At 59.2% G+C, this 23747-nt stretch carries 21 protein-coding genes; 11 read left to right on the plus strand and 10 right to left on the minus strand.

Annotation, left to right across the window (positions count from 1 at the left end; translation table 11 throughout):
* Positions 1-333: 333 nt before the first annotated feature.
* From AB1S50_RS15005 to AB1S50_RS15030, 6 genes are all read right to left on the minus strand, one after another.
* Positions 334-1158 carry a sulfite exporter TauE/SafE family protein gene (locus tag AB1S50_RS15005; RefSeq protein WP_367151722.1) on the minus strand — a complete coding sequence of 275 codons (825 nt, stop codon included), beginning with the start codon at positions 1156-1158 and terminating at the stop codon, positions 334-336.
* A 43-nt stretch (positions 1159-1201) separates the two neighbouring features.
* Positions 1202-1975 carry an MBL fold metallo-hydrolase gene (locus tag AB1S50_RS15010; protein ID WP_367151723.1) on the minus strand — a complete coding sequence of 258 codons (774 nt, stop codon included), beginning with the start codon at positions 1973-1975 and terminating at the stop codon, positions 1202-1204.
* Positions 1975-3156, minus strand: a complete 1182-nt coding sequence (gene bamC / locus AB1S50_RS15015) for an outer membrane protein assembly factor BamC (protein ID WP_367151724.1) — start codon at positions 3154-3156, stop codon at positions 1975-1977. Before bamC ends, AB1S50_RS15010 begins: the two co-directional genes overlap by 1 nt.
* A 34-nt stretch (positions 3157-3190) precedes the next feature.
* Positions 3191-4066 carry a 4-hydroxy-tetrahydrodipicolinate synthase gene (dapA, locus tag AB1S50_RS15020; protein ID WP_367151725.1) on the minus strand — a complete coding sequence of 292 codons (876 nt, stop codon included), beginning with the start codon at positions 4064-4066 and terminating at the stop codon, positions 3191-3193.
* 107 nt (positions 4067-4173) lie between these two features.
* Complete coding sequence (lpxL, locus tag AB1S50_RS15025; RefSeq protein ID WP_367151727.1) at positions 4174-5139, minus strand: LpxL/LpxP family Kdo(2)-lipid IV(A) lauroyl/palmitoleoyl acyltransferase; 966 nt, start codon at positions 5137-5139, stop codon at positions 4174-4176.
* A 152-nt stretch (positions 5140-5291) separates the two neighbouring features.
* Positions 5292-5525, minus strand: a complete 234-nt coding sequence (locus tag AB1S50_RS15030) for a DUF2789 domain-containing protein (RefSeq protein WP_367151728.1) — start codon at positions 5523-5525, stop codon at positions 5292-5294.
* 300 nt (positions 5526-5825) lie between these two features.
* Here AB1S50_RS15030 and AB1S50_RS15035 point away from each other — a divergent pair, with 300 nt between their 5' ends.
* The gene (locus AB1S50_RS15035) at positions 5826-8471 is read left to right on the plus strand and encodes a TonB-dependent receptor plug domain-containing protein (RefSeq protein WP_367151729.1); all 2646 of its coding nucleotides are present in this window, start codon (positions 5826-5828) and stop codon (positions 8469-8471) included.
* A gap of 333 nt (positions 8472-8804) precedes the next feature.
* Here AB1S50_RS15035 and fabV read toward each other — a convergent pair whose 3' ends face one another.
* Entirely contained in the window at positions 8805-9983 is a 1179-nt protein-coding gene (gene fabV, locus AB1S50_RS15040) for an enoyl-ACP reductase FabV (RefSeq protein ID WP_367151731.1), read from the minus strand.
* Between the two features lie 310 nt (positions 9984-10293).
* Between fabV and AB1S50_RS15045 the strand changes: the two genes are divergently transcribed.
* Both AB1S50_RS15045 and AB1S50_RS15050 read left to right on the plus strand, forming a co-directional pair.
* Positions 10294-10866, plus strand: a complete 573-nt coding sequence (locus AB1S50_RS15045) for a tRNA-(ms[2]io[6]A)-hydroxylase (RefSeq protein WP_367151732.1) — start codon at positions 10294-10296, stop codon at positions 10864-10866.
* A gap of 18 nt (positions 10867-10884) precedes the next feature.
* Positions 10885-12084 (plus strand): hypothetical protein, encoded by a 1200-nt coding sequence (locus tag AB1S50_RS15050; RefSeq protein ID WP_367151734.1) that lies wholly within the window; start codon positions 10885-10887, stop codon positions 12082-12084.
* Positions 12085-12125: 41 nt separating this feature from the next.
* On the opposite strand, the gene AB1S50_RS15055 is transcribed toward AB1S50_RS15050, so the two are convergent.
* Positions 12126-12746 carry a sterol desaturase family protein gene (locus tag AB1S50_RS15055; protein WP_367151735.1) on the minus strand — a complete coding sequence of 207 codons (621 nt, stop codon included), beginning with the start codon at positions 12744-12746 and terminating at the stop codon, positions 12126-12128.
* A gap of 33 nt (positions 12747-12779) precedes the next feature.
* Between AB1S50_RS15055 and AB1S50_RS15060 the strand changes: the two genes are divergently transcribed.
* Positions 12780-12926, plus strand: a complete 147-nt coding sequence (locus AB1S50_RS15060) for a hypothetical protein (protein ID WP_367151736.1) — start codon at positions 12780-12782, stop codon at positions 12924-12926.
* On the opposite strand, the gene AB1S50_RS15065 is transcribed toward AB1S50_RS15060, so the two are convergent.
* Both AB1S50_RS15065 and AB1S50_RS15070 read right to left on the minus strand, forming a co-directional pair.
* Positions 12927-13829: a universal stress protein gene (locus tag AB1S50_RS15065; protein ID WP_367151738.1), complete on the minus strand. Its 903-nt coding sequence runs from the start codon at positions 13827-13829 to the stop codon at positions 12927-12929. It lies immediately after the preceding gene.
* Positions 13829-15334, minus strand: coding sequence for a SulP family inorganic anion transporter (locus AB1S50_RS15070; protein WP_455363756.1), 1506 nt, complete (start codon positions 15332-15334; stop codon positions 13829-13831). The genes AB1S50_RS15065 and AB1S50_RS15070 overlap by 1 nt, the downstream gene beginning before the upstream one ends.
* Positions 15335-15703: 369 nt before the next feature.
* Between AB1S50_RS15070 and AB1S50_RS15075 the strand changes: the two genes are divergently transcribed.
* From AB1S50_RS15075 to AB1S50_RS15105, 7 genes are all read left to right on the plus strand, one after another.
* On the plus strand, positions 15704-16984 hold the full coding sequence (locus AB1S50_RS15075) for an efflux RND transporter periplasmic adaptor subunit (RefSeq protein WP_367151740.1): 1281 nt from the start codon (positions 15704-15706) through the stop codon (positions 16982-16984).
* Positions 16985-17054: 70 nt separating this feature from the next.
* Positions 17055-17756: an ABC transporter ATP-binding protein gene (locus AB1S50_RS15080; protein ID WP_367151742.1), complete on the plus strand. Its 702-nt coding sequence runs from the start codon at positions 17055-17057 to the stop codon at positions 17754-17756.
* Between the two features lie 12 nt (positions 17757-17768).
* A complete protein-coding gene (locus AB1S50_RS15085; RefSeq protein ID WP_367151744.1) occupies positions 17769-19085 on the plus strand; it encodes an ABC transporter permease in 1317 nt (438 codons plus the stop codon).
* A gap of 9 nt (positions 19086-19094) precedes the next feature.
* Positions 19095-20297, plus strand: a complete 1203-nt coding sequence (locus AB1S50_RS15090) for an FtsX-like permease family protein (protein ID WP_367151745.1) — start codon at positions 19095-19097, stop codon at positions 20295-20297.
* A gap of 91 nt (positions 20298-20388) precedes the next feature.
* Positions 20389-20940 carry a nuclear transport factor 2 family protein gene (locus AB1S50_RS15095; protein WP_367151746.1) on the plus strand — a complete coding sequence of 184 codons (552 nt, stop codon included), beginning with the start codon at positions 20389-20391 and terminating at the stop codon, positions 20938-20940.
* A 107-nt stretch (positions 20941-21047) separates the two neighbouring features.
* The gene (locus tag AB1S50_RS15100; protein WP_367151747.1) at positions 21048-22400 is read left to right on the plus strand and encodes a sigma-54-dependent transcriptional regulator; all 1353 of its coding nucleotides are present in this window, start codon (positions 21048-21050) and stop codon (positions 22398-22400) included.
* A complete protein-coding gene (locus tag AB1S50_RS15105) occupies positions 22400-23725 on the plus strand; it encodes a sensor histidine kinase (protein ID WP_367151749.1) in 1326 nt (441 codons plus the stop codon). Before AB1S50_RS15100 ends, AB1S50_RS15105 begins: the two co-directional genes overlap by 1 nt.
* Positions 23726-23747 lie beyond the last annotated feature (22 nt).

A 23747-nucleotide genomic window follows, 5' to 3' on the forward strand; every position in this document is an offset into this window, starting at 1 on the left:
AGTCCGTCTTGAAGGCGGGGAAAGCTCGCCACCAAGGCCCGTAAGGGTAAAAAATGGCCTTAAATCGTCTATTTGGGCCGAGAATTGCGGATTCAAACGATTACCGTGTTTGAATCTGGCTGAAAATCAACAGCCTGCTAGTGGATGAGCTCTCACCCATCGGGCCTTCGCCCTTGAAAACCTGCGTAATTACACTGAGCAACCTGCGCGGGTCTCCACCAGGCTGTAACACCCCATCATACCGCACTAAAGCGGCAACTTACTTTGTTGCTAATTTTCAGCTCCCAGGAATAATTACTTTTCATTAATCAGCTCCACTGAAATGGGTGGCACTCAGGAGAGCACCAGCCCTAGATTCAACCAGACAAACCGGACACCGATCACACAGAGCAACAGCGCAAAACTGTTCTTGAGTACTTGGGCCGGCAGGCGATGCGCCAGCAGCGCACCCAGGTGTGCGCAGGGGGTGCTGGCCACCACTATGCCAATGAATGCCGGCCAGTAGATATAGCCACCACTCCCGGGCGGCAGCGATTCACTACCCCACCCCTGCACCGCAAAGCTAAGTGCACCGGCTATCGCAATGGGTAGGCCGCAGGCTGCCGAAGTGGCGACCGCCCGCTGTATCCTCACTCCACAGTGGGATAAAAAGGGCACCGTCAGTGAGCCGCCGCCGATACCAAAAATGGCCGATGCCCAACCGATCAATGCCCCTACTGCGGCAAGCGCGGGTCTTTTAGGCAATGGGCTGGCGTCCTCTGGAACTGCTCTGCGGCGCAGGCCAGCCAACCACATACGGATCGCGATCACCAGGGCAAAAACACCGATCAGCAGTTGTAACCAGGCGCCGGGCAGCCAGTGCGCCGTCACACCGCCTAGCCAGGAACCGAGCAAAATCCCCGGGGTCATTGTCCGGAACAGCCGCCAGTCCACCGCCCCCCGCAGGTGATGGATACGAATCGCACTGGTGGAAGTCACCACTATGGTCGCCAGAGAGGTGGCCACCGCCATCTGGGTAAGCACTTCCGCCTCAATCCCCATGGCGGTGAACACCAGCACCAGTGCCGGGACTATGATCAATCCGCCACCCACCCCAAACAGGCCGGCGATGGTACCGGCCACAGCGCCGACTGCGAGATAGATCAGCAGGGTTTCCATAGGGAAGTCTCAATCCGGTCGCACCCGCGTCGCCGGATAAGGGTCAGCCGCGGGGCTCAATTTCCAGCCAGCCAAAACCCTGTTGCTGGCAGGCGAACAGGCAGTTGGTCACTTGCTCCGATACATCTGCCAGCGCTTTTCGCGCCAGCTCCAGGGTATTGTTCTTTTCGCTGATATGCGCAACCACCAGGTGCTGTAATTGCTCCGCACCCACCCTGCGCAGGAAACCCGCCGCCTGCTGATTGCTGAGATGCCCATAGGCTCCGCCCACACGGCGCTTCAGTGGCGCCGGATAGGGGCCCTGGGCCAGCATTTGCGGATCGTGGTTGGCTTCCAGTACCAGGGCGTCGCAGTCGCCGAAGTGCGACTCGATATGGGGTGTCACAGTACCCAGGTCGGTAAGCAGGCCAAGGCTGCTGGCGCGGCTGCGAAATACAAACTGGGCCGCTTCCCGGGCGTCGTGAGGCACCGCCACAGGAGTCACCTGGATATCGGCCACCGCAAACGGTTGATAGCCCTCGATCAGGTGCGCCCGGGGGAGTTTACCCAAATCCCGCGCACGGAGTGTGCCGGGGGTCAGGTAGATGGGCAGGCCGTACTTTCGCGCCAGTGGCGCGACGCCGGAGAGGTGATCACTGTGCTCGTGGGTAACGAGGATCGCCGACAGGTCCGCCGGCGAAACCCCGAGCCGCGCCATGCGCCGCTCGGTCTCCTTGATGGTAAAGCCGCAATCCACCAGCAGGCAGTCACCACCGCTGGCAACCAGGGTACCGTTGCCCTTGCTGCCGCTGCCAAGCGACGCAAATTTAAGTGTCATCAGATCAGATTCTGACGAATTGCCATCAACAGCTCGGAAGTTTTGCCACGGGATAGCGGTTGGCCGCGGGTATCGCGGATACGCACTTCAATCAGTCCGTTGGCACTGCGCAGCACCACCAGGTAACCGGGGATTTCTGTTGCCTCGGCGCCGCCAACACCCGATATACCCTCAAACAGTGCGGGCTCAGCGGTTGTGGAGGTATCGATATTGGCCATTAGCTGCGGTAGAGTCACTCCCTCCGCCTCTTCGGCCAGCGTGTCCTCGTCGTCGCTGCCCCAGGAAAACCAGCCGCCGTCCTTCTCCTCCTCGGACAGTTCGCGGGACTTGTCGAAGGTCACGTAGAAAATGCCTGTGGCGGTATCTTCCTGATGCAGGCGAAAGGCGCCCGAATTGAGGGCGTGGACCAGGGTCGCCACCGCTCTCTCCCGCTCCAGCCCCATAAATAGGTAGGGCTCGCGGCCCGCCGGTTCCTGCAGTCCCACCTTGACCGCTCCCCCTCCGATCGCCTGCGCCACCAGGGAGGCCGCCGCGCCACTGCTATCGGCGGCCAGCGCCGAGGACATCTCATCGATCATCCAGCCCTCCCGCTCCGGGTCGGTGGATTGAGCCGGCCATTCCACCTGCACACTGGCCGGCAAGCTCACCGGCGCGGAGAAGTGGCGGACATGGACCTCGGTGGTATCCGGCTGTACACCCGATTCCACCTGAAGAAAGAATTTGTCCTTGGTTTCCGGGGTCTGCTTGAAAGTCAGCCATGCGGTCTCCATGCGGCCGGCATTGACATCGGACGACGCCAGCTGCAAACCGGACTGGCGCAGGAAGTAGTGCAACTGGGGCCAGACTTCCTCCGGGGGCTGCGATACAAGTACCCAGCGGCGGTTGCCCAGTTTTTGGATTTTAACCCTGTCCAGCCCCACATTGGCCGCCAGCGCCTGCGGACGGGGCACCTCGAATTTACCCCGCTCCAGGTCGGCTGTGCCGGTCTGGGGAACCTCGTACAGCTCCTCCTGCAGCGGGGCCTTGACCCCTTCAGGCATTCTCAGTGGAGGCAGGCTGTCCGCCAACTGGTAATCGTCACTGCGATCGCGGAAATAGCCGTCCTCGCCGCCAAAGATGCCACAGCCGGACAGGGCGATACTGGCGCCCAGAAGCGCGACCCCTGCAGTCAGTTTTGTCATTATCGATTCCCCAGTTGATACTTTGGTGAGGCTTTCAGAGCACACCCGCAGTGCGCAGTGCCTCGCGCACTGTGGCGTGATGCTGAACGGATAATCCGGTCAGCGGCAGGCGGATACCACCTTCAATACGGCCCATCTCTTTGAGCGCCCACTTTACCGGTATCGGGTTGGACTCCAGAAACAGCGCTTTGTGCAATATCTGAATGCGCTGGTCGATGGCCCTTGCGGTTTCCCCATCTCCCCGCATCCCCGCCTCGCACATCTGCGCCACTGCCGCGGGAGCCACATTGGCGGTGACGCTGATCTCACCCTTACCTCCCATCAGGATCAATTCCAGTGCCGTGGCATCGTCGCCGGAGTAGAGCGCAAAACCGTCGGGGAGCGTGTCCAGCAGTTGGCGTGCCCGCTGCAGGTTGCCGGTGGCCTCTTTGATACCAACGATATTACCGATGGCGGCGAGGCGGCACACCGTGTCGGGCAGCATGTCCACTGCGGTGCGCCCGGGCACGTTGTACAGAATCTGCGGGATAGCCACCGCCCTGGCGATCGCCCTGTAGTGCTGGAACAATCCCTCCTGGGTGGGCTTGTTGTAATAGGGCGTTACCAGGAGGCAGGCATCGGCACCGCACTTGGCGGCATTTTCGGTCAGCTCCATCGCCTCGGCGGTGGAATTGGCACCGGTTCCGGCGATTACCGGAATACGGCCCGCCACCTGGTCGACCACCCGGCGAATCACTTCCAGGTGCTCCTTGACGTTGAGGGTGGCGGACTCGCCAGTGGTACCCACGGCCACTATGGCACGGCTGCCCTGCTCAATATGCCACTCCACCAGATTGTGGAGGCTGTCCCAATCCAGGCTGCCGTCTGGGTACATTGGAGTAGCCAGAGCTACCATACTGCCGGAAAACATCCCATCTCCTTCGATTTTCGCACCATCTGGGGCGAAAGCTGCGGCCCCAGTGAAGTGCGCTATATTACTGAGCGTTGCGGACTCACGCCAGAATTATCCCGCGGGGGCTAGAGCGCCGGTCTCCTGCGCTTCTTTTTGCGCTTGCGCACGCCTTCGTAGACGTCCGGCTCACCCGCCGGCCGGGTTTTGAACCGGCGGTGAACCCACATGTATTGCGCCGGGTTGTCGCGTACTCGGGCCTCCACGAACTGGTTGACCAAAATGGCATCACGCAGTTCGTCGCCGGAGGGAATCTCCTCCATCGGGGGGTAAACTTTCACGTGATAACCCCGCTCCTCTTCCAGCCGGGTCACCACATAGGGGACAACCCTGGCCCGTCCGATACGCGCGAATCTCGATGTTCCGGTTACAGTGGCCGCCGGGTGGCCAAACAGGGGGGCAAATACGCCCTGCCGGATACCGTAATCCTGATCCGGCGCATACCAGACAGCACGGCCCTGCTGCAAAGCCCGCAGCATACCGCGCACATCCTTGCGCTGGAACACCTGGGAATCGGCACCGTGGCGCTCACGCCCCTTGCGCTGCACATAGTCGTACACCGGATTCTTGTGTGGGCGGTACATGCCGTCCACAGTGTGGCACATGGAAATGAACTGGGCACCGATCTCCAGTGTCGTGAAGTGCATCGCCAGCAACACCACCCCCTCACCGCGATCCACAGGCGCACGCAAATGCTCCAGCCCCTCGATGGAAAACCACTTGCGCAGCCAGTCGTCACTCCGAAACCAGGCCATGCCGGTTTCCATCACAGCGATGCCGTTGGCGGCGAAATTGCGCCGCAACAGATCTTTGCGCTGATTTGCATTGAGATGCGGAAAGCACAGTGCCAGATTGCGCTCCGCGATAGTTCGGCGGCTGCCCGCCAGGCTCAGCATCAACCGGCCCAGGACACGGCCCAGGCCCAGCTGCCAGCGGTAGGGCAGCTGGGCCAACAGAAACCAGATGCCAAATACAAGCCAGGTCGGCCAGTAGCGCGGCCGCAGCAGAGCCGCGCGAAAACGGGGTTTTTCCATTGTCTGTTGTCTGCCGCAGAGGCGATCAAAAGCGACGCATTATAGCCCCGGTGACGGCAAAGCGGCACCGGCTCCGGGACAAGAAACCGCCCCTGCGCGGTTTTTGCCCGCTCGGCGAAGTGGGGCGCCCCTCCCGCCCACACGGCCGGGAATCAATGACGCAACAGCGTATCCAGCGCATCCACCACCTCGCACCAGTCCGAATCCTCCTGAATGGCCTCGTGCAGGAAATCTCTCTGGCGCTGGGACCAAAACGGCGCAGTGGACAGCTTTTCGTCACCCTGCAGGTGGTGTCGAACAAGGAACTCGTCGATGGCCGCATCTTCGGAGGCGAGTCCCAGTTGGGCAAACAGGTCGTTTAACGTGTGGTGTCCGGTAGTATCCATTTCGACGCCCTTTTCTGTACGCAGGTCGCAACCATCCTGCGGTGGTGGCTGTGGCAGCCCTCAGTATAGGCGCCACTGCATCCGGCTCCTATGGATATGGCACTGCTGATGACCAGGCCCGCTTACCCGAAGTTTCATTACAGTAAATAGATCACGGCGCCAGTGCCGTCTTCCCATGTACCCTGGGGAAAAAATCACACTCCCGGAGAAGTCTTAGCTTGAAAAACCAAAGGATATGCTATAAAAAAGCCAAAAATAATAATTTTTTTTCACAAAACCACTAATAAAGAGGACATTCCTATGGAAAGGTGTTTTGCCAAAAAAACCCCTCTGGCTCTGTGCCTGTCGACCATCATCTTCGGAGGGCACAGCGCCGTCACCCTGGCCCAGGAGGCCGGGGCGACGCAGGACGAGCGGGAATTGGAGCTGGTGGAAGTCACCGGTTCCCATATCAAGCGCGCGCAAATGGATGGTCCCTCACCCGTGGCCAGCCTCAACGCCGAGGACATAGCCGCCACCGGCGTCACCGACCTGATCGGCCTGTTTACCAAATTGCCGGTATCCGGTCAGGGTACCTTTTCCACCCAGGCCAACAGCAGCGATGATACCGCCAATGGCAGCGCCAGCGTCTCCCTGCGTGGACTCGGTGCCGACTCGACACTGATCCTGGTGAATGGCCGCCGGGTGTCGGTGAGCCCTTTCGCCAAGAACATCGATACGGCTTTCGTCGACATCAACAATATTCCGCTGGCCGCCATTGAACGGGTGGACATCCTCAAAGACGGCGCCTCCGCCACCTATGGTTCCGACGCCATCGCCGGCGTGATCAACATTATCCTGCGCGACGACTTCGATGGTGTAGAGATATCCGGCAAGGTGGGCGGTACCGCTGACGGTGGTGGCGGTGAAAGTAATGTGAGCATGGTATTGGGCAATGTGACTGACAACAGCAGCCATACCCTGATCCTCGATTATTTCAACCGCGACGAGATTCTCTACGCGGACCGGGACTATTCCCGCTCCGCCAACCAGGCCGCGTTGCGCCCCAACGACCCCTTTGCCACCGACTTCCGCAGCTCCTCCGGTATCCCCGGCACCATCGCCCTGGCCTCGGATCCCACAGATCGTCTACCCGATACCTTTGGCAATGATGTCTGTGCCCCTGAAGATATCGATGCGGCCAACAACCTGTGCCGCTACGACTATGCCCCCTTCATGTCCATGGTGCCCTCCACCGAGAGGGTCAGCTTCAACTATCTGGGCAGATTCGTACTTGGCGGCACCGTGGAGGCCTTCGCGGAGTTAAACGGCCAGAACAGTAAAACCACCGTCAAGGGTGCCGGCAGTCCCAGCTTTAACGAACTGTTTATGGCCGGTGACAACCCCAATCACCCTTTTGCCGACATGCCGACCCATCCCTTTTTTGGCCAGGATCTGACCATGCGCCGCCGCACCACGGATATCGGCAATCGCCGCAAGGAAGCGGAGTCTGACTACTTCCGCAGTGTCGTTGGACTGGAAGGGGAACTGGGTGACTGGGCCTGGGAAGCCGCCTACAGCTATATCAAGAGCGACGCCGTGGAGCGCGGCGTGGACGGCTTCCCCAATTCCCGCCGCATCCAGGAGGCCATCGACAGCGGCCTGTGGAATCCGTTTGAACCCTCTTCCAACTCCGCGGAAGCCCTGGCCTACATTGAAACCACCACCACGCGGGTGGGCAAGTCCACCAACCGCTCCTATGACGCGCAGATTTCCGGCCCGGTGATGGCCATGCCCAGTGGCGACCTGATGCTGGCGCTGGGCGCCGAATACCGCCAGGAGTCCATCAGCGACAACCCCGATGACCAGTTCCTGCGCGGCGATGTCTTTGGCACCGAGGCCACCCAGGCCAACGGCAGCCGCAACAACACTGCGCTATTTGCTGAACTGGCGATCCCACTGCTGGACACTCTGGAGATGCAGCTGGCGGCCCGCCACGAGGATTACAGCGATTTTGGCACCACCACAGACCCCAAGGTGTCCTTCCTCTGGTCGCCGATGGACAGCCTTGCGCTGCGCGGTTCCTGGGGCACCGCCTTCCGCGCCCCCTCTTTGTCGCAGCTGGGCCTGGGACGCACCGATGAGTCCCCGACGCTGGTGGACAGCCTCCGCTGCGCGGCAGTGGGCAACGTCAACAAAGCCTGTGAGCCCCAGGAGTACACGGTGGTATTCGCCGGCAACCCGGATCTGGGGCCGGAGGAGTCGGAGAACTTCAATCTGGGCGCTATCGTGAACATCGGTGAACAGCTGACGGTGACACTGGATTATTACAACTACGAAATCGAGAACATCATCGATTCCGATACCCAGTTTGTGTTCAGCAACTTCGGTAACGATCCCAGTGTGGTCGACCGCCTGCCCTCCTCGGATCCCAGTGATCCAGGCGAAGTCGTCACCATTTTCGATTCCTTCCGGAATATCGGCGACCTGTCCACCGATGGCCTGGACCTGGACCTGCGCTACAACCTGGACACCGGTTACGGCAGCTTCGGCTTTTCCTATGTACTCAACTATATGTTGAGCTACGAGGATCGCCGCCCGGATGCCGACGGTGGCACTCGGGTGGACCGTGAAGCCGGGGACTATGAGCTGCCGGAAATGCGCTGGACTGCGGCGGTGGACTGGAACCGGGACAATGTGTCCGCGCGGGTGGCGGTCAATTTTATCGACAGCTTCGCCCAGGATGCCTCAGTGCAGCAGCCGGGCATGAGCGATATCGATTCCATGACCACTGTCGACACCACGGTGAATTACTTCGGCTTTGAAGACATTACCATCACCCTGGGCGCAACCAACCTGTTCGATGAAGAGCCGCCTATAGACTATGCGGACTTCATGGGCTTTGCCACTACAGTGCACAGTGGCCAGGGACGCTTCGCCTACCTGTCCTCCACTTACCGCTTCTAAAACGAAGCCACAACACCGCAATCCACTGTGTGGATTGCGGACACAGATCCCGCGCACTCCCGTTATTAATTCGGGGCGCGGGATTTTTTATGCAGCTGGGTATGGAGACGCCCTGAACAAGTTGCCGGGTCAATGCGCACAAGGATGGACCGACGCCAGTCGGAGCCCGACGCAAACCCTTGCAAAGCCAGCGCTTCCGCGTATTTGTACAGGTTTTGAAGGGATACAATCCAATCGACCAGACATAGTGGATCGGATTGCCGGATAGATAAAGTGAGGCATTGGCGGAAGGATTGCGGGAGCGGCATAAGTCGCCCCCGCGGCCATAGAGAATCAGGCGAAGTCGGCCGGCACCAGCGGGCTAGTATCCGCCGCGTAGTCCACACCGTCGACACCAAAACCAAACAGCTTGAGAAAATCCGCCTGATAGCCCCGGTGGTCGGTGAGCTGGAACAGGTTTTCATTGTTGACCTGGGGCCACAGCGCCTCAATCTTGGCCTGGGTTTCACGGCGCAGTTCCCACTCATCCATGCGATAGCGGTTGTCGCTGTCGAGTTGCGGGTTGTCGCTGTAGAGGCCCTCGGTATAGAGGCGGTAAAGCTGCTCTATGCAACCCTCATGGGTACCCTCCTCTTTCATCACCTTGTAGGCCAGGGAGATGTACAGAGGCATCACCGGAATCGCCGAACTGGACTGGGTCACCAGCGCCTTCAGCACCGCCACATGGGCATCCGCCTCGCCGCTCGCGGAGATGGTTCGCGCCGCCCGGTCCAGGTCCTCCTTGGCCTTGCCGATGGTAGCATCGCCATAGACAGACCTGGTCAGCTTGTCGCCGATGTAGGTATAGGCCACTGTCTTGCAGTTATCGCTGAGAACACCCGCATCGGACAGGGCCCGCAGCCACAATTCCCAGTCCTCGCCGCCCATCACTTTCACCGTCGACGCTATTTCCTCCTCGGAGGCTGGCTCCAGGGTGATATCGCCGATTTCCAGTTTGTCAGTGTTCAGGTTGCGAGACGTATATGGCTTGCCAATGGGCTTTAGCACCGAGGAGTAGAGTTGTCCGGTTTTGGGGTCAGTGCGCCGCGGGGAGGCAAGGCTGTAGATCACCAGGTCCACTTCACCCAGATCTTCCCGGATCATCTCGATGGTGCGCGCCTTGACCTCATCGGAAAAGGCATCGCCGTTGATACTCCTGGCGTAGAGACCCGCCGCATGGGCCTCCGCTTCGAAAGCGGCGGCATTGTAGTAGCCCGCCGAGGCGGTGCGCTTTTCCGTCGGTGGCTTCTCAAAAAACACCCCCAGAGTGCTGGCGCCACAACCGAAGGCGGCGGTGATCCGGGAGGCCAGGCCATAGCCGGTGGAGGCACCCACCACCAACACCTTTTTGGGTCCCCCCGTGATAGCCGGCTGGGACTTGATGTAATCAATCTGCTCGTGCACATTGGCGGCGCAGCCCTGCGGGTGTGCATTGGTACAGATAAAGCCGCGAACTTTTGGCTGGATGATCATGCCTGAAACTCTCTCCTGTCGGTTTGGAGAAATAAAGGTGCCGGAGGAGCGTGGCTCCCACACACCGTGGTTATTGGGTCACAATGGCGGCCATTCTAAAGCCGTACGCGTCTTAGTCCAGCAGCGGGCAGCTCCGCCCCCTGCCAGCCTGTCCAAAATATCCCAACTGCCGGCCAAAGCGCCCCCAAAATGGCCCGACTGCCCAAAACCTCCACCAGCAACGGTATAATCGCGCCAGTTGACAGGTGCCGGCGCCGATTGCGCGCCCTGACTTGCCGGCCTCTCCCTGACGTAAAAGGCTGCCCTCCCTATGTTTACACTGCGATTTACCACCCCGGCCAGCTGGACCCAGGTGGTACTGGCCGACTTCGACCGCTTTCTCCAGGACCACGCAGCGGCGGAAAAAAAAGCCTCCGGTATGGCGGTGTCCATGTTCTCACACTATCCGGACAAACCGGTTCTGGTGGAGGCAATGATCAATCTGGCGCTGGAGGAAATGAATCACTTTCGCCAAGTGATCAAACTCATGCACGAGCGGGGAGTTTTTCAGGCCGCGGACGAAAAAGACGCCTACATCAATGGGCTGCGCCAACTTATGCGCCGCGGCAGCGATGTCTATCTGTTGGACCGGCTGCTGCTTGGCGGCATTATCGAAGCCCGCGGCTGCGAACGCTTCGGCCTGGTGGCGGAAGCCCTGCCAGTGGGACCTTTGAAAACCTTTTACCAGGTCATTACCGAAAGTGAAGCCCGCCACCACGAGCTGTTTGTAGAGCTGGCATTGGAATATTTCCCCCGCGATACAGTCCAGGCTCGCCTGGACCAGCTGCTCGATGCCGAAGCCGACATCGCCGCCGCTCAGCCCCACCGCGCCGCTTTGCACTGAACCGGGCTGATCGCCGACGTGGAACACTATCTCCAGCGCTACGCCGAACCCGAGGTTCAGCTGCTGAGCACCTGGCCTGATCTCACCTTCAACCACACTCTGGTGGTCCCCTGCTACCGGGAAAAGCCCGATTTTCTGCTCTCGCTGGAGCGGAATTTCAGCGGCGCGGGACTCTTGCTGATTCTGGTGGTCAACCAGCCGGACACCGATGACGGCGACCGCAATGACCCCCTGCTGGATGCGGTCAAAGCGCGGGAAACTGCCATTTGGCAGAGCGATCACCTCAGCCTGCGCCACTGGGGTGACAACGGCGGCCTGCTGCTGGTGGAGCGCTGGCGGGATGGGCTTAAACTGCCGCGCCAGCAGGGCGTGGGATTGGCGCGCAAAATCGGCTGTGATATCGCCGCCCAGCTTACTTTCAATGGATGTCTTTCCAGTGGCTGGATCCATTCCACCGATGCCGATACCCGGCTTCCCGCCGACTATTTTCAGGGGCTGCCGGACCCAATCGAACGGAGTGCCGCCATTTACCCTTTTACCCACGAGGATGGTCCGGCACTGGTACATCGCGCCCATCGCCTGTATGAAGGCGCCCTCCAACACTATGTGGACGGCCTGCGCTGGGCGGGCTCCCCCTGGGCCTTTCACACCATTGGCAGTACCCTCGCCATCAGCGCGCATCACTACTGCGCCGCGCGGGGTTTTCCCCGCAGGGCCGCCGGGGAGGACTTTTACCTGTTGAACAAACTCGCCAAACTGGCGCCAGTGACGCAATTCCGCCAGCGGGGCAAACTCGTAATTAGCGCCCGTCTCTCCCAACGAGTGCCCTTTGGTACCGGGCCCGCCACAGCCAGGATAGCCGCACAGCTGGAGGCCGGTGAGGAGCCGCTGTGGTATGCACCGCAGGTTTTCTCGGAATTGCAGAAATTTCTGACCATCGTCAGAAATTCCGGTCCACCCGATACATTCAACGAGCCCTGGGCAGAAATTCCCATTCAGCTTGGCTGGTCGCGGTTTGTCCGCCATTGCCGGCAACAGAAACTCTCCCCGGAGCAGCAGCAACAGGCCCTGAAACACTGGTTCGACGCCTTCCGCACGCTGCGCTTTGTGCATCTTGTACAGAAGCACTTACATCCACCTCTGCCACTGCGGACCCTACTGGACAATCCCTCTCCGTTCGACCATTTGCCAACCAGAAAAGCAAGCTATTCCGTCTAATTAAACAGGCTTTCAAAGGCGACAACCCAATCGATGAGATATCATCGGTTGGGTTGTCGGAGTAAGGAAGCTGCGGGAATTTCCGTTCGATCACCTGCGTGCCCCTGATACAGGGTGCCGAACAGCCAGTCCCCAAGCGGATAAGTGATATTGAAATTGTAACTGCCCATCAGGCTCGGGTCGTGATGTGCAGTGTGTTGCCGGCGCAGCCGCGCCATTGCGGGCATTCGGCCCAGGGGCGAATCCTCGCGGGTGTGATAGGCAAAATGCAGCAACTCGTAATTGAGGAAATAGGCGAACACCATGGCGGCGTAGAGCCAGCCCACATTGGCACCGAAAATCCAGGTGACCGCCAGGCCGGACGGCACTACCGACACCAACAGAAAAAACGTCACCAACACCGGGGGGAAGAGCACCGCGTGAAAATCACGGCTGTCCTCGAACGCCATGGCGTCCCGATGGAAAAAGCGGTGGTGACGCAGAGTGTGGCGCCGGTAGACAGGGCGCAGCAGGGGGAGATACCAGGCGTTGCGCCCGGGTCGCCGATGCATGGGGCCCCGATGGCCCCAATACTCCACCAAATTCAGAAAAATAAAGGCCAGCGGCAGGGTCAGCCACTGGTACCAGACGGCCTGTCGTATCTGGGCGACACACACCACCATTGCCGCCAGGGTGACCGTCAGGGTAAAAGTAAAATGCAGCCAGCCGCGGTAGTGGCGGCCGATAAACTGCCGTCGATAGCGCTGGCGGAATGCCCGCAGTCCTTTACCGATGGGTTTGTCTGTCAGAATTGTCCCTCCCCGGCCTCTGAGACCAATGACGGAAAAGGCGCCACCCGCTAGTTACCGCAACAGCAGCAGTGGCTGTTTGGTATTCAGCAACATCTTGGCGGTAACACTGCCCATCAGCAGATCGCGCAGTCGATTGTGGCTGAAGGCACCCATCACCGTCAGGTCGATATCATTTTCCTTCTGGTAGGCCACCAGGGCCTCGACAGTGCTTCCGGTCAGGTGGCTGGCAGTGGTCGCAATCCCGGCTGCAGCCAGCTCCGCACCTGCCTCCGCCAACACTGCCTCGGCCTTTTGCGGTTCGCCCACAAACACCAGGTAGCAGGAGATATCGGCGAATAGCCGGCTGCCCGCCACCATACTCAGCGCTTTTTTGGCCGCCTCGCCGCCATCGTAGGCCAGCATAATCCGCTTCGGCTGGGTAAAACCCCGGTTCACCACCAGAATTGGCTTGTGCAGCGAACGCACCACTGTTTCCAATTGCGACCCCAGCCCCTGCTCCGATTCGCCATGCTCCTCTCCGCGGATACCCAGCACCAATACGCGAATCGTATCCTCCAGCTCGATCAGGGATTCCACCAGGTTGTCGTGGCGCTGACAGGTCACAACCTGCTCCACCCCTGCCATGGTGGCGCGCTCTCTCGCCGCCTGCAACATCAATTTGCCCTGCTGCACCATCAGGCGCGAGCGCTGCTGCTCCAGCGCTGTGAGTTCGTCCAGCAGATCCTCCTGGCTGCCAACACCGATGCTGCCAGTCAGATCGGCGACCGCCGGCACATTGGTGCGTTCGATATTGTGCAGCAGCTTCAGTGGCGCGCCGATGCGTGCAGCGATCCAGGCGCCGTAGTCGCACACAGCCCCGGTGTGATGCGAGCCATCGATACACGACAGCACCACCGGCTCCTGCTGCAGCGAGTTGCCGTTGATTTCCTTATTGTTGTTTCCGTCCGCGCCCATCAATGTCCTCCCAACACCCGCTCTATCTCTTCCGGTTTATCGTGCACCCCAAAGCGGTCAACTATGGTTTCGCTGGCCTCATTCAGGCCAATCAACTCCACGTCGGCGCCTTCGCGGCGGAATTTGACCACAGCCTTATCCAGTGCGTACACCGCCGACAGGTCCCAGAAGTGGGCGCGGCTGAGGTCGATAACCACCCTGTCCACCACCTCCTTAAAATCGAAGGCGTCGATAAACTTATCGGCCGAATTAAAAAACACCTGCCCCACCACCCGGTAGACCCGACAGCCCTGGTCCTCACTCAGCTCGGAAGCCACATACATAAAGTGACTGACCTTGTTGGCGAAGAACAGCGACGCCAGCAGCACACCCACAAATACACCATAGGCCAGATTGTGGGTCCACACTACCACAACCACCGTAGCCAACATCACCAGATTGGTGGACAGGGGATGGCGTTTCAGATTGCGGATCGAATCCCAGTTAAAGGTTCCTATGGACACCATGATCATCACCGCCACCAGTGCCGCCATGGGAATCACCGCCACCCAGTCACTCAGAAAAACCACCAGCGCCAGCAGGCCCACACCGGCCACCAGGGTGGAGAGACGGCCGCGTCCGCCGGACTTCACATTGATCACCGACTGGCCGATCATGGCGCAGCCCGCCATTCCACCCAGCATACCCGCGGCGATGTTGGCGATGCCCTGCCCCTTGCACTCGCGATTCTTATCACTGGGGGTATCCGTCAGGTCATCCACAATCGTCGCGGTCATCAGGGATTCCAGCAGGCCCACCACCGCCAGGGCGGCGGAATAGGGAAAAATAATCTGCAAAGTCTCCAGGTTGAGCGGCACCTCCGGCCACAGGAACACCGGCAGAGTGTCCGGCAGCTGGCCCATATCTCCCACAGTGCGGATATCCAGGCCCAGGATCACAGCAACCGCAGTGAGCAGCAGGATACACACCAGCGGCGAGGGAATAACCCTGCCGACCAGCGGGATAGCCGGGAACAGGTAGATAATTGCCAGCCCCGCCGCAGTCATGGCGTAGACCTGCCAGCTACCCCCCGTCAGTTCCGGCAATTGCGCCAGAAAAATCAAAATCGCCAGGGCGTTCACAAATCCGGTCACTACCGCCCTGGACACAAAGCTCATCAGGCTGCCCAGCTTCAATGTGCCGGCAATTATCTGCAACACCCCGGTCAGCAGCGTCGCCGCCAGCAGGTACTGGAGCCCATGCTCCTTAACCAGTGTGACCATCAACAGTGCCATAGCGCCGGTGGCCGCGGAGATCATGCCCGGCCGGCCGCCCACAAAGGCCATTACCACCGCGATACAGAAAGAGGCATAGAGCCCGACCCTGGGGTCCACGCCGGCGATGATCGAGAAGGCGATGGCCTCGGGAATCAAAGCCAGGGCCACCACCAGACCGGCGAGTACATCGCGACGGATATTGCCGAACCAGTCGGCTTTGGTCGAAGAGAGCAGGGAAGGCAGGATCATAGAACGCAAATCGATTGGAATTGATCAAAAAAAGGCCGCGCACTCTACCATAAGCACAGGCCCGCCGCATGACTGGCTTCCATGACCCGCCATCCCCTCGCTGACCAGCGCTTTCGCAGTCGCCCACCAGCCGGTGCCGCCCGCCCTGTCCGCCTCCGGACAGAGCGGACAGCGGACACTGGTGGCGGACACCCGAACAGACCTGTCCCTGCCCGCAACTCCAAAAAATCTCATGTAAATCAGAGACTTAATTGGAGTCGGAAAGTTGGCACGGGGATTGCTCTACTTGCTTTATAAGTATCAAAGCCGCCTTCCCATGCACACGGTTGTCGGGAATGCGAATACAGACAGACAAAAATGGACCCGAAGATGATCAGAGACACTTCCCGGCAGGACACCAGGATTGAAGCTGCACCGCCGTGGAAAAAACCCAAAATCTACCTGAGCGCTCTCGGCCTGGGCCTCACCCTGACCTTCCTCATCTGGGGCATCAACGCCTGGCACAGCACCGGCTCGGTTGATAACACCCTCTCCCTGTCGCGGATCAATATCGCCGAGGTCCAGCGCGGCGACCTGGTTCGCGACCTGGTGGTACAGGGCAAAGTGGTCGCCGCCAACAGTCCCACCCTGTACAGCCCGGCCCAGGGCATTGTGAAGTTCGCGGTAAAGGCCGGCGATACGGTGGAGGTGGATCAACTGCTGGCCTCGGTGGAAAGCCCGGAATTATCCAACCAGCTGGCTCAGGAAACTGCCCAGTTGGACCAGCTCACAGTGGAACTGCAGCGGCAGAAAATTCAGGCCAAACGCCAGCGGTTGGAAAACCAGCAGAAGGCCGATCTCGCCAAAGTGAACCTCACCGCTGCCAAACGGGAATTAAAACGCGCCGAAGTTTCTATGGAAAAGCAGATTATCTCCCTGCTGGATTTCGAGAAAAGCAGGGACGATATGGCCCGCGCAGAGTTGGAATATGAACAGGCGGTACAAAATTCCGAGCTGGAGAAGGAGTCCCTGAGCTTTGATACCCAGACACTTAAACTCCAGGTTTCCCGGCAGAAATTACAGGTAGAGGAACTGCAGCGCCGGGTACGCGAACTGGAAATCCTCTCCCCCGTCAGCGGCACTGTCGGCAGCCTGGCCGTTTCCCAGCGCAGCGCCGTCGCCGCCAACACGCCGCTGATCACAGTGGTGGACCTCACCAGTTTCGAGCTGGAGGCCGCAGTACCGGAAAACTACGCCGACGACCTGGGGCTCAATATGGCGGTGGCCATCAACCTGGGAGGCAGCGAGCTGCCGGGCAGGATTACCGCAATTTCACCCGAGGTCATCGACCGTCAGGTGCTGGCGCGGGTTCGCTTCGCCGCGGGACAACCCAAAAACCTGCGCCAGAACCTGCGCCTCACCGCCCGCATCCTGCTGGAGAACCGCAACGATGTCCTGCTGGTGAAACGAGGAGGATTTTTGGACCAGACAGGTGGCCGTTTTGTATTCCGCCTCAACAACCGGCAACAGGCGGAGCGGGTTTCAATCCAACTGGGCGCAATGGGACTGAAACAGGTGGAGATCGTCTCCGGCCTGCAGGAAGGGGATCAAATCATTGTCTCATCCGCCGAGGAGCTGGAAAACGCGCAGCTGGTCGCCCTGAAGGAATAACGCCGCACAAACAGAGAGCCGCCCACCCTAACACCGCAAAAAAATTCAGTGATTAACAAGGAACATCGCCATGCTCAAAATGCATAACATCCGCAAGAGTTTCCGCACAGATACCATCGAAACCCACGCCTTGCGCGACTTCAGCCTGGAAGTCAAAGAAGGGGAGTTTGTGTCCGTGACCGGCCCCAGCGGCTCCGGCAAGACTACCTTCCTGAATATCGCCGGACTGCTGGAAATCCCCACCGATGGCCAATACCTGCTGGACGGCGAGGATGTCAGTAACCTTAACGACCGGCAGCGTTCGCGCCTGCGCAACGAGAAAATCGGTTTTATTTTCCAGGGCTTCAATCTGATTCCCGATTTAAACCTGTTCGACAATATCGATGTGCCGTTGCGTTACCGCGGTTTTAATGCCAAAGAGCGCCGCAGGCGTATCCAAAAAGTGCTGGAACAGGTGGGCCTGTCCGCCCGCGCCAGACACCTGCCGGCGCAACTCTCCGGCGGTCAGCAGCAGCGTATCGCCATAGCCCGCGCCCTGGCCGGCGAGCCGCGCTTTTTGCTCGCGGACGAGCCCACCGGCAATCTCGACTCCTTGATGGCGCGCCAGGTAATGGAACTGCTGGAATTTATCAACGAGTGGGGCACCACCATCGTTATGGTGACCCATGACCCGGACCTGGCCCGCCGCGCCCAGCACAATATCCAGATTGTGGATGGGCAGGTCTGTGATCTGCACTCGGTTGCACGGCAGCCAGATGCGGCCAGCGCCTGAGGAGTCACCGCCATGCTTGGATATTATTTTGCCCTCGCTTTGCGCAGCCTGCGCAGCACACCGATTTTGAGCAGCCTGATGGTTGCCGCCATCGCCATCGGTGTAGGCGCCGCCATGACGGTGCTCAGCCTCAACTATATGATGTCGCGCAATGCCCTGCAGCACAAAGACGATGTCCTCTACGCTGTACAGTTGGACAGCTGGGACCCCAATGAAGCTGCCAACACGGCCAATGAAATACCCTGGGACCTGACCTATCGGGATGCCCAGGCACTGCTGCGCTCGGACATTCCCACCCGCCAGGTGGCCATGCACCGTTTCGGCTTTACTGTCGAGTTGGAGAATTCGCAACTGCGCCCCTTTGTGGGCTCGGCACGTGTCACCAGCCGCGACTTCTTCGCACTATTCGATGTCCCATTTTTGTATGGCGGCACCTGGGACAGTTCGGCGGACCAGGCGCATACACAATTGGTGGTGCTGTCGAAGGCCACCAACGACAAGCTCTTTACCGGCGAAAACAGTGTGGGCAGGAGCATTATCCTGAATGGCAACCCTTTTACTGTGGTGGGGGTGATCGATCACTGGAACCCGGCCCCCAAGGTGTACGACCTCACCAACAGTCCCTTTGCAAATACGGAATCCATGTTCGTGCCTTTCGGCCTGCACCGAAAGTTTGAAATAGATACCTGGGGCAATACACAGGGATGGCAAAGTGGTAACAGCGCGGAAGGCTATGAGGGTTTTCTGCAAAGCGACTCTGTGTGGATTCAATACTGGGTGGAGCTGCGGGATGACGAGCAAAAACAGCAGTATGAAACATTCCTCACCGCCTATATCCAGGGGGAAAAGTCCCAGGGGCGCTTCCAGCGGCCGCTGAAATTCGCCTTGAGCAAACCCTCCGAATGGCTGCAACTCAACAAAGTCCTCAGAGATGACAGCCGCGTGCTGGGGTGGGTCTCCCTGGCGTTCCTGCTGGTTTGCGTAATCAATGGGGTGGCCCTGCTATTGGCCAAGTTCCTGCGCAAGGCCCCCGAAGCGGGTGTGCGCCGCGCCCTGGGAGCAAGCCGCGGCGCCCTGTTTTTCCAGTACCTGATCGAGAGTGCCGCTATCGGAATCATGGGCGGCGTCGCCGGTATAGTTGTCGCCCTGCTGGGTATACGCGCCAGTCGCCATCTGGCGATGGGATGGATCGACACAGTGGCTTCCATGAACTGGTTGATGATGCTCGCCGCCATAGCACTGGCGCTGATCGCCAGCCTGCTGGCGGGCCTCTATCCCGCCTGGCGTATCAGCCACACCAACCCTGCCATTTACTTGAAAACCCAGTGAGGCCCGCTCATGTTCGAACTTAAACCGATACTGTCGACCCTCTGGCATCATAAGGTTTCCGCATTGCTGATTGCCCTGCAATTGGCGCTAACACTGGTGATCCTGAGCAATAGCCTGCTGATCGTCACGGACCGCATCGACAAAATGGCCCGTCCAACCGGCATGGATGTGGAGAATATTATTGCAGCGGATTTCCTCGCTATCCCGCAGGATTATGATATGGCCGGGGCGGTGCGTGCGGACCTGGAGATGCTCCGCGCCCTGCCCAATGTAGTGGATGCAACCCATAGCCATCAGGTTCCGCTCTCCGGGTCCGGCTCTGCCAATACGTTTTTTACCCAGCCAAATCAGGAAACCGGCGGGGAAAACGCCAACTACTATAGGACCGACCCCCATTTTATTAATACGCTGGGTCTGACCCTGGTGGCAGGCCGCAATTTTACCCCGGCGGAGATGCAGGTTTATGCTTCCACCGAACGCGGTGAAGCGCATGTGGCGATCATTACGCGACAACTGGCGGAAAAACTGTTTCCAGGCGAAGATGCCCTGGGAAAATCCTTTTTTCTTAGCGACAGCCCCATCGAGATTATCGGTATCGTGGAGCGGCATCTGGGTGCCTGGCTGGGCTGGTCAAAAGCGGGCAATGTGGCATTTCTCCCCGGCCTGCAAACCACCCAGGGCATGAACTATCTGGTGCGTACAGAAGACGGCAAGCGCGACGCAGTCTTACAAACCCTGGCTGACAAGCTTGCGGAGCGGGACCCGGACAGGGTAATCCAGGTGAGAAGCCTGTCGAACCATATGGCCCGGAGCTACGCTACGGACAATCTGATGGTCAAAATCCTGTCCGCGGTTGGCGCCATGCTCAGCTTTATTGTGGCACTGGGCATAGTGGGGCTCACCAGCTTCTGGATAAACCAGCGCACCAAACAGATTGGTGTACGGCGGGCACTGGGGGCCACCCGCGCCAATATCAGCCGCTATTTCCTGCTGGAAAACAGCCTGATTGCCGGTACAGGTATCGCTTTGGGTGCCGCCGCCGCCCTGATTGCAAACCAGTACCTGGTGCGCGATTATTCCCAGCCGGTGCTGCCCCTGACATCGCTGGCCATATGCGCCCTGCTGATTCTGCTGGTCAGCCTGGGGGCCGCTCTGGTTCCCGCAATGCGCGCCGCCAATATTTCCCCGGCAACCGCCACCCGGAGTGTGTAGTGTAACGACCCTATGGCACCGGCAACCCAAGCGGTTGCCGGGCTAGATAAACTGACAAATACCGAATAAAAAACGCTTAGAGGAATTGGTTATGTTCAGATCCATTGCCCCCCTAATAATCACGGGACTTTGTATTTTAAGCCGTCACGGCTACGCGCAAGAACACCCGGTAATTGCCGGACCGGCTGTTTCGCCACAACTCACTGCGGAAATTACCAACATTGACCGGATATTTTTCGATGCAGTCTTCAATAACTGCGACCTGGAAGCATCCCGAAATCTGATCACCGCAGACTTTGAGATGTACCATGACAAATGGGGGAAAACCGCCAGTTCCGGGGCCGAGTTTCTCCGTGGTCTGGAGCGGATGTGCCAAAGACGAAAGGACGGCAGCGATATTAGAGCGCGGCGGCAACTTGTCGCGGAGGGCATGAGAGTGTACCCGCTCAATAAGTTTGGGGCTATTCAAACAGGAACTCACCTTTTCTACGGCATCCGCGCTGACAATACCGAAGTGCTGCGCGAAAGTGGGCAATTTACCCATGTTTGGCAAAAGGTGGACGGCCAGTGGAAGCTGGCCAGAGTATTGAGTTTTGATCACCAACCCGCCACCGGGCACCCAACTCGCCAACTTTCGGATTAGGTCGTCGCCAATGCCTTTGGCGGGACCGTTGGACAGCCGTCTCACCACAGTTCCCACTCATGCGCAGTCACTGCATAATGGGCATACAGCGGTCGAACCCCTACCCCATGGATAAAATACTGATTATCGACGACAACAGCAGTATCGTCTCCGCCCTGGAGATACTGCTGTCCCTGCACAATCTGCAATCCCTCCGCGCCATCACACCCCAGGCCGGCCTGCAGCTACTGCGGGAAGACAGGGACATCCGCCTGGTTATCCAGGATATGAACTTCAGCGCCGACACCACCTCCGGGGAAGAGGGCCGAGAGTTGTTTTTCGCCATCCGGGAGATCAACCCGGACCTGCCAATCATTTTGCTGACCGCCTGGACCCAGTTGGAAATGGCGGTGGAAATGGTCAAAGCCGGCGCGGCGGACTATGTGGGCAAACCCTGGGACGACAACAAACTGATTTCCACCATCAACAACCTGCTGGAACTGGGGGAACTGCAGCGGCACCAGCGGGTATCGCAACAGCAGGCCCTCCAGGCCCGCAACGACCTGGCGAAATCCTACGACCTGCAGGACATTGTCTATCGCAGTGAAAAAATGCAAACACTGCTGGAAATGGCCACCCAGGTGGCCAGGTCCGATGTGCCGGTGCTGATTACCGGACCCAACGGTGCCGGCAAGGAAAAGATCGCCGATATAGTGCAGGCCAATTCCCGTTTGCGCGACGGCCCCTATGTCAAAGTCAATGTGGGCGCCCTGCCGGAAGCGCTGATGGAGGCAGAGCTGTTCGGTGCCGAAGCCGGCGCCTACACCGGCGCCGGCAACCGGGCCCGCCAGGGGCGTTTCGAGGCCGCCGACGGCGGCACCCTGTTTCTCGACGAGATAGGCGAACTCTCCGCCAGCGGCCAGGTGAAACTCCTGCGCGTGCTGCAGACCGGAGAGTTCCAGCGGCTCGGCAGCAGCCAAACCCGCAGAGTTGAGGTGCGGGTCATCAGCGCCACTAACAGCGATCTGCCCAGGGCCATTGAGAGCGGCGACTTCCGCCAGGATCTCTTCTACCGACTGAATGTGATCGAATTGCGCCTGCCACCCCTGAGTGAGCGCCGCGAAGATATAGTCCCTCTGGCAATGCACTTTTTGCGCCAGGGGGAAGTGCCGAAGAAACTATCTCCGCAGGCGCTGACAGTATTGACCCGCCACCTCTGGCCGGGCAATGTGCGCGAACTGCAAAATGTAATGCAGCGCGCCGCGGTTCTGTGCCGGGGGGACACCATCGACGAAGCGGTTTTAGCGCTACCTACACAGCCGGTCGCCGACCGGGCTGAAATGAGTTTTGAGCCCAGCCGCGAACTGCTGCAACAGACCCTGGCCAGCTGCAATGGAGTGATCGCCCAGGCCGCCCGGGAACTGGGCATGAGTCGCCAGGCACTTTACCGTCGCCTGGAAAAACACGGTATTCCCTATTGATGTCCAAGTTTTTTTCCCTGGAAGGGCGCCTGGTCGCCACCGCACTCCTGGGGCTGGTGGTTGGCACTGCCATTCCCTGGCTGTTGTTGGCACTCGGCTTCGATCAACGCCTTTCCTGGGCCCTGGGCATGCTGCTGGGTGTCCTCGTGCTTGTCGGCCTTATACGCCTGGTGCTGCGCCCACTGACCACCACTCTCAAAGCCCTGCGAAGCGGGCTGCTCAATTTTCGCGACGGCGACTTCTCCATTTCCCTGGTGCCACCAAAAGTCCGCGAACTGCACGAGATAACCAGCCTTTACAACGACATCGGCGAGCACCTGAGACGCGAGCGCGCCCATATTTACCAGCGCGAGCTGCTCCTGGATACGGTGATCCAGAGTTCCCCTCAGGCACTGTTATTGATGGACCAGGGTGAGCATATTATTTATTCCAACAACAGCGCCAGGAAACTGTTGAATAACGGCAGGCCCATCCAGGGTTTGCTGCTGGAAAAACTGCTGCCGAACAGCCCGCATGAAATCGCCAGTGCGATCGAAAATCGACAAAACGGCCTGTTCAATTACAGCGACAAAAACGGCACTCATTCGATACATATCGGCAACAGCACCTTTATCCTCAACGCCCACAGGCACCGCCTGGTAGTATTGCGCGAAATGACCCAGGAGCTGACGCGGGCCGAGGTACAAATATGGAAAAAGGTCATTCGGCTGATCAGCCATGAACTGAACAATTCTCTAGCGCCCATCTCCTCCCTGGCACACTCCGGTAAAATGCTGATCGCCAAGCCGGACAGGGCCGCCGATCTGGAAAAAGTGTTCGATATCGTCGCCGAGCGCTGCCAACACCTGACGGAATTCACCCAGGGCTATGCGCGTTTTGCCAAGCTGCCGGCGCCCAGTTGTGAAGTGGTGGACTGGCGGGCCCTGATTGAGCGAATCGCTCCATTACAGAAGTTCACCTTAAAGGGCGGAGTTCCGCGACGCCCAGGATATTTCGATCCGGTGCAGATGGAGCAGGCGCTGCTCAACCTGATCAAAAATTCCCGCGAAGCGGGTAGTGACAGCGAAGATATAGAATTGCGCATCAGTGCGGACGACCGCGGACAACAACTGGTAATCACCGACCGCGGTTCCGGCATGAGCGAAAAAGTATTGCAACAGGCGTTGCTGCCCTTCTTTTCCACCAAGGAGCAGGGGGTGGGACTGGGCCTTACCCTGTGCCGGGAAATCGTCGACGCTCACGGCGGGCAGCTTCAACTGCTTAACCGCTCCGGCGGGGGCTTGCGAATAAGCCTGTGGCTGCCCTGGGAAAAAACCGGCGACTGATTTCCCGGACTTATTTTTCTTT

The organism is Microbulbifer discodermiae (assembly GCF_040742695.1).
Classification (GTDB): domain Bacteria; phylum Pseudomonadota; class Gammaproteobacteria; order Pseudomonadales; family Cellvibrionaceae; genus Microbulbifer.

Coding starts and splice junctions, on each gene's coding strand:
- AB1S50_RS15055 (WP_367151735.1), bottom strand. CDS start 12,746: ATGGTGGTGTGTGTCGCCCAGATACGACAGGCCGTCTGGTACCAGTGG.
- AB1S50_RS15075 (WP_367151740.1), top strand. CDS start 15,704: ATGATCAGAGACACTTCCCGGCAGGACACCAGGATTGAAGCTGCACCG.
- AB1S50_RS15010 (WP_367151723.1), bottom strand. CDS start 1,975: ATGACACTTAAATTTGCGTCGCTTGGCAGCGGCAGCAAGGGCAACGGT.
- AB1S50_RS15100 (WP_367151747.1), top strand. CDS start 21,048: ATGGATAAAATACTGATTATCGACGACAACAGCAGTATCGTCTCCGCC.
- AB1S50_RS15045 (WP_367151732.1), top strand. CDS start 10,294: ATGTTTACACTGCGATTTACCACCCCGGCCAGCTGGACCCAGGTGGTA.
- bamC (WP_367151724.1), bottom strand. CDS start 3,156: ATGACAAAACTGACTGCAGGGGTCGCGCTTCTGGGCGCCAGTATCGCC.
- AB1S50_RS15035 (WP_367151729.1), top strand. CDS start 5,826: ATGGAAAGGTGTTTTGCCAAAAAAACCCCTCTGGCTCTGTGCCTGTCG.
- AB1S50_RS15005 (WP_367151722.1), bottom strand. CDS start 1,158: ATGGAAACCCTGCTGATCTATCTCGCAGTCGGCGCTGTGGCCGGTACC.
- dapA (WP_367151725.1), bottom strand. CDS start 4,066: ATGTTTTCCGGCAGTATGGTAGCTCTGGCTACTCCAATGTACCCAGAC.
- AB1S50_RS15065 (WP_367151738.1), bottom strand. CDS start 13,829: ATGGGCGCGGACGGAAACAACAATAAGGAAATCAACGGCAACTCGCTG.
- fabV (WP_367151731.1), bottom strand. CDS start 9,983: ATGATCATCCAGCCAAAAGTTCGCGGCTTTATCTGTACCAATGCACAC.
- AB1S50_RS15060 (WP_367151736.1), top strand. CDS start 12,780: ATGCAGCCAGCCGCGGTAGTGGCGGCCGATAAACTGCCGTCGATAGCG.
- AB1S50_RS15070 (WP_455363756.1), bottom strand. CDS start 15,334: ATGATCCTGCCTTCCCTGCTCTCTTCGACCAAAGCCGACTGGTTCGGC.
- AB1S50_RS15090 (WP_367151745.1), top strand. CDS start 19,095: ATGTTCGAACTTAAACCGATACTGTCGACCCTCTGGCATCATAAGGTT.
- AB1S50_RS15085 (WP_367151744.1), top strand. CDS start 17,769: ATGCTTGGATATTATTTTGCCCTCGCTTTGCGCAGCCTGCGCAGCACA.
- AB1S50_RS15080 (WP_367151742.1), top strand. CDS start 17,055: ATGCTCAAAATGCATAACATCCGCAAGAGTTTCCGCACAGATACCATC.
- lpxL (WP_367151727.1), bottom strand. CDS start 5,139: ATGGAAAAACCCCGTTTTCGCGCGGCTCTGCTGCGGCCGCGCTACTGG.
- AB1S50_RS15105 (WP_367151749.1), top strand. CDS start 22,400: ATGTCCAAGTTTTTTTCCCTGGAAGGGCGCCTGGTCGCCACCGCACTC.
- AB1S50_RS15095 (WP_367151746.1), top strand. CDS start 20,389: ATGTTCAGATCCATTGCCCCCCTAATAATCACGGGACTTTGTATTTTA.
- AB1S50_RS15030 (WP_367151728.1), bottom strand. CDS start 5,525: ATGGATACTACCGGACACCACACGTTAAACGACCTGTTTGCCCAACTG.